11 protein-coding genes are annotated in these 10,987 nt (G+C 64.0%); 6 read left to right on the top strand and 5 right to left on the bottom strand.

Translation table 11 applies throughout. The annotated features are described in order from the left end of the window. Entirely contained in the window at nucleotides 1-543 is a 543-nt protein-coding gene (locus V7E26_RS26450) for a methylated-DNA--[protein]-cysteine S-methyltransferase (RefSeq protein ID WP_324421981.1), read from the bottom strand. A gap of 182 nt (nucleotides 544-725) precedes the next feature. Here V7E26_RS26450 and V7E26_RS26445 point away from each other — a divergent pair, with 182 nt between their 5' ends. Both V7E26_RS26445 and V7E26_RS26440 read left to right on the top strand, forming a co-directional pair. Continuing rightward, entirely contained in the window at nucleotides 726-1,550 is an 825-nt protein-coding gene (locus tag V7E26_RS26445) for an alpha/beta fold hydrolase (protein ID WP_324421979.1), read from the top strand. 5 nt (nucleotides 1,551-1,555) lie between these two features. Then, the gene (locus V7E26_RS26440) at nucleotides 1,556-2,380 is read left to right on the top strand and encodes an alpha/beta fold hydrolase (RefSeq protein ID WP_324421977.1); all 825 of its coding nucleotides are present in this window, start codon (nucleotides 1,556-1,558) and stop codon (nucleotides 2,378-2,380) included. A gap of 12 nt (nucleotides 2,381-2,392) precedes the next feature. On the opposite strand, the gene V7E26_RS26435 is transcribed toward V7E26_RS26440, so the two are convergent. Further along, a complete protein-coding gene (locus V7E26_RS26435) occupies nucleotides 2,393-4,153 on the bottom strand; it encodes an adenylate/guanylate cyclase domain-containing protein (protein WP_324421975.1) in 1,761 nt (586 codons plus the stop codon). A 231-nt stretch (nucleotides 4,154-4,384) separates the two neighbouring features. Here V7E26_RS26435 and V7E26_RS26430 point away from each other — a divergent pair, with 231 nt between their 5' ends. The 3 genes from V7E26_RS26430 (at nucleotide 4,385) to V7E26_RS26420 (ending at nucleotide 7,398) form a co-directional block, all read left to right on the top strand. Beyond that, nucleotides 4,385-5,059, top strand: coding sequence for a GntR family transcriptional regulator (locus V7E26_RS26430; RefSeq protein WP_324421973.1), 675 nt, complete (start codon nucleotides 4,385-4,387; stop codon nucleotides 5,057-5,059). A gap of 147 nt (nucleotides 5,060-5,206) precedes the next feature. Next, nucleotides 5,207-6,007 carry a phytanoyl-CoA dioxygenase family protein gene (locus V7E26_RS26425; RefSeq protein ID WP_324421971.1) on the top strand — a complete coding sequence of 267 codons (801 nt, stop codon included), beginning with the start codon at nucleotides 5,207-5,209 and terminating at the stop codon, nucleotides 6,005-6,007. A gap of 77 nt (nucleotides 6,008-6,084) precedes the next feature. Next, nucleotides 6,085-7,398 carry an NAD(P)H-dependent oxidoreductase gene (locus V7E26_RS26420; RefSeq protein ID WP_324421969.1) on the top strand — a complete coding sequence of 438 codons (1,314 nt, stop codon included), beginning with the start codon at nucleotides 6,085-6,087 and terminating at the stop codon, nucleotides 7,396-7,398. 18 nt (nucleotides 7,399-7,416) lie between these two features. Here V7E26_RS26420 and V7E26_RS26415 read toward each other — a convergent pair whose 3' ends face one another. After that, on the bottom strand, nucleotides 7,417-8,505 hold the full coding sequence (locus V7E26_RS26415; protein WP_324421967.1) for an SDR family oxidoreductase: 1,089 nt from the start codon (nucleotides 8,503-8,505) through the stop codon (nucleotides 7,417-7,419). Between the two features lie 69 nt (nucleotides 8,506-8,574). Continuing rightward, complete coding sequence (locus V7E26_RS26410) at nucleotides 8,575-8,751, bottom strand: hypothetical protein (protein WP_324421965.1); 177 nt, start codon at nucleotides 8,749-8,751, stop codon at nucleotides 8,575-8,577. Between the two features lie 91 nt (nucleotides 8,752-8,842). Here V7E26_RS26410 and V7E26_RS26405 point away from each other — a divergent pair, with 91 nt between their 5' ends. Beyond that, complete coding sequence (locus V7E26_RS26405) at nucleotides 8,843-9,931, top strand: TRAP transporter substrate-binding protein (RefSeq protein ID WP_324421962.1); 1,089 nt, start codon at nucleotides 8,843-8,845, stop codon at nucleotides 9,929-9,931. A gap of 88 nt (nucleotides 9,932-10,019) precedes the next feature. On the opposite strand, the gene V7E26_RS26400 is transcribed toward V7E26_RS26405, so the two are convergent. Then, nucleotides 10,020-10,631, bottom strand: a complete 612-nt coding sequence (locus V7E26_RS26400) for a hypothetical protein (RefSeq protein ID WP_324421960.1) — start codon at nucleotides 10,629-10,631, stop codon at nucleotides 10,020-10,022. Between the last annotated feature and the right edge of the window lie 356 nt (nucleotides 10,632-10,987).

The following is a 10,987-nucleotide window of genomic DNA, read 5'->3' as shown; positions in this document are numbered from 1 at the left end:
TCAATCGAACAGGCTCGGCGTGTGGTTCACCACCGCGCCTTCGATCGCCAGCATCTTCAGCTTCGTCACCACGCCGCCATTGGCGGAGAAGCCGCCGGGCTTGTTGCCCGCCGCCAGCACGCGGTGGCACGGCACCACGATCGGACAGGGATTGCGGCCCAGCGCCTGGCCGACGTCGCGCGACAGTTCGACGCCGCCAAGCTGCCTGGCGATGTCGCCATAGGTCATGGTCTGGCCCGGTGGAATCCGGCGCGCGATGTCGTAGACGCCGCGGTTGAATTCGGGAACGCCATCGAGATCGAGCACGACGTCGGCGAGATCGTTCGGCTTGCCTTCGAGCAATTCGACCATGCCGTCGATCGCGGCCTGCACCTTCGCGGTCGGCTCCGCCTCGATCAGGTCGCCATGGCGCTGCTGCAGGCGGGTGCGGGTCTTCTTCTCGTCGCCCATCGGCAATTGCACCGAGGTGATGCCGCGCTCGCCCCACACGACGCCGCAGCGGCCGATCGCGGTATCGAATATCGTAAAATGGTGCCCGGTCATGGCTGGCTCCATCCTCGCCTGTTCAATGTCACCCAGCTTCCCTCTTGAGGCCAAATCTAGGCCTGGAGATTATTGCTATCCACCCGAAAGCTGAGGAAACTTGACGGCATGAACAAGTCCCGCTGATCTGGGCTCCCGCCGCCGCCATTCGACGGCTACCCTTCCTCCCGAACGAGATCGCCATGCAAACCCTCCACGTCAACGGCTATGACATGGCCTATCTGGACATCGGCCAGAGTGCCGACGGCCGCCCGCCGCTGGTCTGCGTGCATGGTTCGCTCTCCGACTTTCGCATCTGGTCCTCGGTGCTGGGGCCGCTGACGCGCCGGCACCGCGTGATCGCGCTTTCGCTGCGGCACTTCTTCCCCGAGCACTGGGACGGCGTCGGCGATACCTATTCGATCGCGCAGCATGTCGATGACGTCATCGGCTTCATCGAGAAGCTGGATACCCAGCCGGTCCACCTGATGGGCCATTCCCGCGGCGGCCACATCTGTTTTCGCGTGGCGCAGCGCCGGCCCGACCTGTTGCGCAAGCTGATACTGGCCGAGCCCGGCGGCGAACTCGATGCCACGCTCGATCCCGGCTACACGCCCGGCCCTTCGCCGCTGGCAGCCCGGATCGCTGCTTCCGCCGAATTGATCGCCAAGGGCGATATCGACGGCGGCCTGGCGGCTTTCCATGATGCACTGGAAGGTCCCGGCGCCTGGAATCGCCTGCCCGCAATGCCCAAGCAGTTGCTGCGCGACAACGCCACGACGCTGATCGGGCAGATGCGCGACCAGCGCCCGCCGTTCTCCACGGCGGACGCGGAAGCGATCAGGACGCCGACGCTGCTCGTCGGCGGCACCAACACCAAGGGCTCGCCGCCAAAGGTGCTGCATGCGTTGGCGGCCAACATGAAGGGATCGCGCATCGAGATGATCCCGGGCACGACGCATTCGATGTTCGTGCAGGCGCCGCAAAAATATTGCGAGATCGTGCTCGCTTATCTCGCGGAGGATTGACCGCCATGCAGACGCTTGCCGTCAACGGCTACGACATGGCTTATCTCGACATTGGTCGCGGTATGGCGGACAGCCCGCCGCTGGTTCTCGTCCACGGCACGCTCGGCGATTTCCGCACCTGGAATGCGGTGCTGGGGCCGTTGTCGAAACGGCATCGGGTGGTTTCGCTGAGCCTGCGGCGGTTCTTTCCGGAGCATTGGGACGGCGTCGGCAATGACTATCGGATGGCGCAACATGTCGACGACGTCATCGGCTTCATCGAAAAACTGCATTCTGGTCCGGTCGACCTGGTCGGACATTCCCGCGGCGGCCACATCGGATTCCGCGTGGCGCAGGCACGGCCCGACCTGTTGCGCAGGCTGGTGCTTGCCGAACCGGGCGGCGATCTCGAACCGGCGCTGCAGCCGGCCAATTCGCCTCCCGGCCCCGTGCCGGCGGGACCACGCGTGCCGGCCGCGGCCGAGATGGTGCGCAACGGCGATATCGACGGCGCGCTGGCGCTGTTCGTCGACGGCATCGACGGCGAAGGCACTTGGGCTCGCTTGCCCGCGGTGCCGCGTCAACTACTGCGTGACAACATTTTTACGCTGCTCGGCCAGGTCGACGAGAACCGCAAGCCGTTCCTGAAAGGCGAAGCCGAAGCGATCCGGACGCCGACATTGCTGATCGGCGGCGGCGACACCAAAGGCGGGTTGTCGGTGATCTGGCGGGTGCTGGCCGAACATATTCCGGGCGCACGGACCGCGATCATCCCGGGCACGCGCCACTGGATGTTCGAACAGGCGCCACAGGAATTCTGCGACGCGGTGCTGGATTTCCTCGCTGCGTAGGCGAGCGTGTCGTTACTTGTGATCGAGCCGCCACGCTCCGTCCCAATCGGCAGGCGGCGGATTGGCCCGGAAATGCTCGACCCGTTCGGCCATCTCCTTCGCGGGACCATCGCCGGGAACGGCATCGAGCGCAGCCTTGAAGGCCCGGCGCGCGTCATCCCATCGGCGCTCCCGATAGGCGGCGAGGCCCTCGGCGTAGCGGGCCAGCAACTCAAGCTGTTTCTCGGTCAACTCGCCGGCGCGCCCGATGATCTCGAACACGGTTTCAGGATGGGTCTGGCCGACGACGATCACACGGTCGATCTCGCGCGATTCAATGGCATCGCCGGCCGCCATGATCGCCGCCTCCGAAGCCAGCGAATGGCTGCCGTAGACCTTGTTGGCGTTCTCCAGCCGCGACGCCAGATTTACTGCATCGCCCATCACGGTGTAGCTCATCATGAATTCCGAGCCGATGCTGCCGACCAGCACCTCGCCGGTTGCGATCCCGATGCGCACCTCGCAATCGCTCGGCACCGTGCGCACGCCGATCAGCTCGGGGAGCTCGGTGCGCAGCGCCGCGCCGCGATCCGCCATTTCAACCGCGGCGAGACAGGCGAGGCGCGCCTGCTCGCTGTCCTCCGTGAAGGGAGGTCCCCAGTAAGCCATGATGGCGTCGCCGATATACTTGTCGATGATGCCGCGATGGCTGCGGATCGGTCCCGACATGGTCGAGAGATAGTGGTTCATCACCTTGACGAGGCCCTGCGGGGTCATGCCCTCGCTCAGCCGGGTGAAGCCTTTCATGTCGCAGAACAGCACCGTCATCACGCGCCGCTCGCCGTCAGTGGCCGCCGACGACTGCCGGTCGATCAGGCCTTCCACGACGCGCGGATCGACGTAGCGGCCGAAAGTCTCGCGCAGCCGCTCCTTGTGGCGCAATTGCTCGACCATCTTGTTGAAGGCTGCGGTGAGCTGGCCGATCTCGTCACGCGTGGTGACATCGATCGACCCGTCGAGCCGCCCGGCCTCCACCGCGCGCGTGCCCTCCAGAAGCCGCCGCACCGGGCGCGTGATGCCGATACTGACGAACATCGCAAACAACAGCCCGAGAACCGATGCAAGGGCCGTCAGGACCACGGAAATGGCGATCGCGGTCTTCTGGGCCCGCATCGTCACTTCGGCATCGCTGCGGACCTGCGCCATCATGTCCTTGCGGATGCTTTCAACCTTCTCCGTGAACTCGTCGCGGAACGCGTCAGACCGCGCAAGGCTCGCTCGCGCTTCCGGAAAATTGCCGGCATCGAGCTGAGACATCAGCGTCTTGTATTCTTCAGCCAGATAGCGACGAATATCGGTAGTGACGTTTTCGATCCGATCGTCGATCCGGCCCAGACGGGCGTTGTCGGAGGCAGTCGAGGTGTCGTCGATGATCGCGTTGATCAGGTCGCGCGCGGCCTGCGCCTCCTTCTCGACTTCGATCCCCTTCGCGTCATAGAGCTTCTGCCGCTCGACAAAGCCGGCGTCGTCCGGCGGCGATTGCATCCTGGCGATCACCATGCGCCGCAGCGCCAGCGCCTGCTCCAGCGAGCGAACGTTCATGCGCGCCAGGTGGCCATAGGCCTCGACATATCTGGAGCTGAGCTCGTCGAGCTGATGCGCGATGTTTCGCGTCATCACCGTCGAGAAGGCCGACGTAACAGCCATCAGGAAGATCAAACCCAGCGCGATACCGAGGATCCGCTTGCGGATGGTCGGACGCAGCATGGACAGACTTTCAAGGGTGACGGCCATGATCGGGAAACGGGATTGAGAGCAACAATCGAGGACCGGCCGATCCGGCCGGGGTTTTGGTTTAGCGCGAAGCCGTGAATTAAGCACCCATCGCGGACCTCCCTCCGGTTGCGCCCGGGCGAGCCGTCCCCGGCCACCTTCCGTGCCACCCCTGACCGGTCTGCCTTGACTCCAGGGGAGGTGACCGCTAGCCTTTGAATTCGGAATTCTGTATTCCAATTGGATGCCGGCATGATCCCCCTGGATCCGCTCCCCAACCTGATCGATCAGGTCTACGTCCGGATTCTCGAGGCGATCACCGATCGCACGCTGCCCCCTGGGCATCGCATCCGCCAGAACGAGCTTGCGGAGCGGCTCGGCGTGTCGCGCCAGCCGGTCTCGCACGCGCTGCACCTGCTGCACCGGCAGGGGCTGGTCGCCGAAAGCGGCCGCCGCGGCTTTGAGGTCACCCGGCTCGACCCCGAGCGCATCCGCCAGCTCTACGAGGTACGCGGCGCCATCGACGCGCTGGCGGCAAAACTCGCGGCCGGACGCGCGAGATCCGATGCCGGCGGGCGCGCGCAGCTCGAGGCCGCGCTGCAGGCCGGACGGAGCATCGACGAAGACACGCCGCTGTCACGGCTGATCGCCCTCGACGTCGATTTTCACAGCGCGATCTACCGGCTCGCGGGCAATCCCGCGATCGAGGAGATGATCGCGCCGCAATGGCCGCACATGCGCCGCTCGATGGCGACCGTGCTGGTCGAGCTCGATTACCGTGAAAGCGCATGGAGCGAACACGAGGCGATCGGCGCGGAGATTCTCGCTTGTGACGCCAGGGCAGCCGAAGCCGCGGCGCTGGCGCACGCGCTGACGGCGGGACGAATGACCGAGGAGAGACTGAGAGCGACCGATAGGGCCGCCTAGGCAAATGCACGTCCTCATCCTGAGGAGCCGCGAAGCGGCGTCTCGAAGGATGGGCCGAGGAAAAATTGGGCCGCATGGTTCGAGACGCGCGAAGACGCGCTCCTCGCCATGAGGAACGAGAAACGAAAAAGCACAGGAGAGAACGCCATGAAACTGACGCCACAGCAGATCGAATTCTTCAATCGCGAAGGCTGGCTGTTCCTGCCCGAGCTGTTCAGCCGGGAGGAAGTGGACTACCTCGCCCGCGAGGCCGTCGGCATCTACGACGCCGACCGACCCGAGGTGTGGCGCGAGAAGAGCGGCGCGCCGCGCACGGCATTTGCCGCGCATCTCTACAATGAAGCGTTCGGCGTGCTCGGCGCGCATCCGCGGATGATCGATCCGATCGAGCAGATCTTCGGCGAGAAGCTCTACATGCACCAGTTCAAGATCAACGCCAAGGCCGCCTTCACCGGCGACGTCTGGCAATGGCATCAGGACTACGGCACCTGGAAGCGCGACGACGGCATGCCGCAGCCGCGCGCCATGAACATCGCGATCTTCCTCGACGAGGTGATGCCGATCAACGGCCCGCTGATGCTGGTGCCCAGGAGCCAGCATGCCGGCGACCTCAAGGCCTCGCATGACCTCGAAACCACGTCCTACCCGTTGTGGACGCTGGACGAGGAGACCGTGACGCGGCTCGTCGAAGAGGGCGGCATCGTCGCGCCGACCGGCAAGGCCGGCGGCATGCTGATGTTCCACGGCAACCTCGTGCACGGCTCGAGCGGCAACATCACGCCCTACCCGCGCAAGATCGTTTATCTGACGCTGAATGCGGTATCGAACTACATCCGGACCCCGACGCGGCCGGAATACATCGCGCACCGCGATTTCACGCCGATCGAGACGGTCGACGATGAGGTGCTGCTGCGGCTGGCGCGGGCGCATCGCCAGGCGGCGGAGTAGGACTCACGTGTCGCGGACGCAGCGCAGCGCGAAGCGGTGCGCTGCAGAGCCGGGACACGACAACTCGGATCACTTCCATGAACCTCCACCGCCTTCTCTCCACCCGCCATGCGGCCGGCAACCCTGTCCGCGTCGCGCTGATTGGCGCCGGCAAGTTCGGCTCGATGTTCCTGTCGCAGGTCCCGCATACGCCGGGGCTGGAAGTCTCCGTCATCGTCGATCTCGATCGCGACCGGGCGCGCGAAGCGTGCCGCACCGTGGGCTGGGACCATGCGCTGATCGCGAAAACTGCCTTCACCGATGACGGCGTGCGCGCGATCGCCGGCGGCGCCATGGATGTCGTGGTGGAAGCGACCGGCAATCCCGCGGTCGGCATCCGCCATGCGCGGGCGGCGATTGCGGCCGGCAAGCATGTCGTCATGGTCAATGTCGAGGCCGACGTGCTGGCCGGGCCGCTGCTGGCAGAGGAAGCACGCAAGGCCGGCGTGGTCTATTCATTGGCCTATGGCGATCAGCCGGCGCTCACCGCCGAGATGGTGGATTGGGCGCGCGCGACCGGCTTCCGCGTCGTTGCCGCCGGCAAGGGCACCAAATATCTCCCTGCCTATCACGACGTGACGCCGGACGGCGTCTGGAGCCATTACGGACTGACAGCCGGCGAGGCGCAATCGGCCGGCATGAACCCGCAGATGTTCAACTCGTTCCTCGACGGCACCAAATCGGCGATCGAGATGGCGGCGATCGCGAATGCCTGCGGGCTCGACGTGCCGTCGGATGGCTTGCTGTTTCCGCCCTGCGGCGTCGACGATCTGCCGCATGTGATGCGGCCACGCGACAGGGGCGGCGTACTGGAAAAGGCTGGCCTTGCGGAAGTCGTCTCGTCGCTGGAGCGCGACGGCCGCCCGGTGTTCAGGGATCTGCGCTGGGGCGTCTATGTCGTGCTGGAAGCGCCGAACGATTACGCGGCCGACTGCTTCAAGCAATATGGCTTGAAGACGGATGCCTCGGGCCGTTATGCGGCGATGTACAAGCCGTATCATCTGATCGGCCTCGAGCTCAACATCTCGATCCTGTCGGCGGCGCTGCGCAATGAACCGACCGGACAGCCGCATGCATTTCGCGGCGATGTCGCAGCGGTTGCCAAGCGCAATCTGCGTGCCGGCGAAATGCTCGACGGCGAAGGCGGCTACACGGTGTGGGGCAAGCTGATGCCGGCGGCAAAGAGCCTCGCCGTTGGCGCGCTACCGATCGGACTTGCGCATCGCGTCAAGCTGAAGAACGACGTCGCCCATGGCGCGGTGGTGCGCTGGAGCGACGTCGAGGTCGACGCCGACAACGACACCATCAGGACGCGCCGGGCGATGGAGGCGGCGTTCGCACCCAAACGATAAGCGCGCCCGATGGAAGGCTCAAGGCAGCAGCCGACTGGTGCGCGCATGGGTGAACCATTTGCGGAACATCGCCTCGGTGTCCATCATCTCGGTGAAGCCGGCCTGGTTGATCTTGACGGTCGAGACGATCGACGGCGGCCCCGGCTGGGTCTGGCCATAGCGCATGCTGTAGTCGGCATATTGGAACGAGAGGCCAACGAACTCTTCGAGGCCGGGCGAAACCAGGTCATGCCTGCGGCGCAACTCGTCCCACGGCGCGATCCATTTCGGATATTGCTGCGCCAGTGACAACGGCACGGCGCTTCCCGGTTTCATTTGCAGTGCATCGGCAATCGCCGGCCAGACATTCTCCCAGGTGAAGACGTCGCCATTGGTGACGTTGAAGGCTTCGTTGCGCGCCGCATCTGAAACGCCCGACCATGCGATCGCACGCGCAAGCAGGTCGACATCGACCGCCTGCGACACCCGCGCCGCTCCTGCGGGATAATGCAGCGGGCTGCCCTGCTCGCGCAGCATCGCGGCATAGACGCCGAGCGGCGGAATCAGATCCATCGCGCCGCCCATGGCTTCGCCGACGATCAGGACCGGGCGAAGAATGCTCCAGTGCCACGCCTTGCCCTGCTGCAACTCGCGCAGGAAATTCTCCTGCGCCCAATAGAAGTTCGGTTGCTCGTACATTTCGGAGCGCCCCTCGCGCGCCGGAACGGTGAGCGGGCGGACATGGACGCCATAGGCCTTGGTACCCTGCAGCAGCGCGACATGGCGGAGCTGCGGCGCGGCCGGCTCGAGCGCCGCCATCAGGTTGCGCAACATCAGATCGTTGGTGCGGATCTGTTTCGGATCGCGCCAACCGCCGATCAGGTCAGGCGCCTCATACAGCGCGGCATAGACGAGATGGGTTGCACCCTGCAATTCGGACGCCGACTGCGTGCATCGCGCGGCATCCGTCAGGTCGATCTGGACATGGCGGGCGCCATGGAGGGCACGCGGCTTGCGTCGCGACAGCGCTACAACGTCGCAGCCGCCGGCATGACCGAAGTGCCGCAGCGCGGCATTTCCCACCAGCCCCGTCGCGCCCGCAACCACCACCTTCTTCTTGTTGGCCATCGATGGACTCCAGCACGGCAATTGCAGCCTTTCACTAGCAGGCGGCCGCATGCCGCGTCAGCGGCAATGTTAGCCTTTCGTCGGATGAAGCCGCTCGGTCGCCCGATATTCAGGCAGCTCTTCGCACATGCGGTGGAACCAGAGCCCTTGCTTATCAATCACTAATTCGTCATCCTGCCCGGCAGGTCCATAGAGCCGGGAAACTGATTGCATTGAAAAACCAAGAGCCTTGGTCAGGGCCGACATTCCTAAGCAACCCAGCACCAACCATCGGAATACAGAAGACGGCACAAGATCGTCGCCCGTTGGTCGGTCCACGATAACAGAGGGGAAACAAATGAAGCGTCGTGATTTCTTGAAAGTTGGCGGCGTCGGTGTCGCCGCGAGTGCGGTCGCCGCGCCTGCGATTGCACAATCCAACCCTGAGATAAAATGGCGATACACGACTAGCTGGCCGAAGTCGCTCGATACGCTCTATGGCGGCTGCGAATATTTCGCCAAGCGCGTCGCCGAAATCACCGACAACAAATTCCAGATTCAGCCATTCGCAGCCGGTGAAATCGTCCCGGGCCTGCAGGTGCTCGACGCCGTCTCGAACGGCACCGTCGAGATGGGCAATACGGCACTCTACTACTACTGGGGCAAGGATGCTGCCTTTACCTTCGGCACCTCGCTGCCGTTCGGTCTGAACACGCGGGCGCATATTTCCTGGCTGCGGTTCGGCGGCGGCACCGAGTTGCTCAACGACCTCTTGAAGGATTACAAGTGCGTCGGCGTTCCGACCGGAAGCACAGGCGCCCAGATGGGCGGCTGGTTCCGGAAGGAGATCAAGTCGATGGAGGATTTCAAAGGCTTGAAATTCCGCGTCGGCGGCTTTGCCGGCACCATTATTTCCAAAGTCGGCGGCGTGCCGCAGCAACTCGCGGCCGGCGACATCTATCCGGCGCTGGAAAAAGGCACCATCGACGCGGCCGAGTGGGTCGGCCCCTATGACGACGAAAAGCTCGGCTTCGTGAAGGTCGCCAAGTACTATTGCTATCCGGGTTGGTGGGAAGGCACCGGCCAGGGCCACAACATCATGAACCTAGACAAATGGAACGCGCTGCCAAAGCACTATCAGGCAGCGATCGAGGCCGCGTCCTACGATACGTTCACCTGGGTCACCGGCAAATACGACTATGTCAACGCGCCGGCTCTGAAGCGGCTCTTGGCTGCCGGCGCGATCCTGCGGCCGTTCCCGCAGGACGTGCTGGAGGCCTGTTACAAGGCGGCCGGCGAGATCTACGCCGATCTCTCCAAGACCAACCCGCACTTCAAGAAGATGTACGAGAGCTTGACGGCCTTCCGTAGCGACTCGCTGGCTTGGATGCAGGTCGCTGAACTCGGCTTCGACAGCTTCATGATGCGGATGCGTACCCGCACCTGACGCGAATCGGCAACAGAAAAGAAGCCCCGGAGATTTCTTCGGGGCTTCTTTATTGGATCAGGTATTTCGGATCATATCGACGAGGGGCCTACTCGTCGCTATCCCCGAGCGCTTCGGCGAGCTTGTCGTAGTACTTGGCGACGATATCGATGTTGCCCTTGTTCTCGATCGCCGGCGGCGGCGACTTCAGGGCCTCGTTGAGATCGGCGAGCGCCTCCTTCTTGTCCTTGGCCGACATCTTCTTGTCAGCCTGGATCTGGCCGATCTGCGCCTTGAGCACCATTTCGGCGCCGACGAACTTCTTGGTCGCGGGATCAAAGCCGCCGAGCACCAGGCTGATGTTGTCGACCACGGTGTTGTACTCGTCGTAGCCGGCAAAGCCGTTCTTCCTGGCGACCGCGTCGAGCTGCGCGTCGATCTTCGGATCCGGCTTGGCGTTATCCGGAATCTTGTCGGTGATGGCGTCGACGTCCTTCTGCGCCGCAAGCACACCCTCGACCTGCTTCTCGGTCAGCGCGATCTGCTTGATGGCGGGAACCTCCTGCTGCGCGGGCGGCGGCACGGCCTGAGCCGGTGCGGCTTGCTTCGGCGGCGCCTGCTTGGCCTGCGCCAGCACCTCGCCGCTGGAAATCGCCGACAGCGCCAGCGCGAGACAGGCGGTGGTCATGGCAAAGGCGGCGGGACGAAAGATCTCACGCATCGGCAGGCTCCTTGAAGGCAGTGTTCAATGGCAAAGGGATTAAGGGAACTCGACTGAATGGGTAATGAACTTGCGGCGGAAGCTGATGCTGAATCATGGCCGAATGATCACGCCCCGTTCAGAGTTTGGTGATCGCTTGCCTGCGCTTCGAATGTCCGGCGATGAACTCACGGGGTGCCGCGAGACGCCGAGTTGTTGGTCCGCGGCATCGAGTGGAGTAGCGTCCAAAACAAAAACGCCGTCTCCCGAAGGAGACGGCGTTTTGTTTGATCGTGACCCGTAAAGAGGAATTGCTTTGTCTTTGGCAGGCCTGGCAGCGACCTACTCTCCCAGGGCTTAAGCCATAGTACCATTGG

The sequence above is a fragment of the Bradyrhizobium sp. genome (assembly GCF_036735945.1).
GTDB lineage: Bacteria > Pseudomonadota > Alphaproteobacteria > Rhizobiales > Xanthobacteraceae > Bradyrhizobium.
The sequence above is the reverse complement of the archived record's forward strand: the minus strand, read 5'-3'. Positions and strand labels throughout refer to the sequence as shown.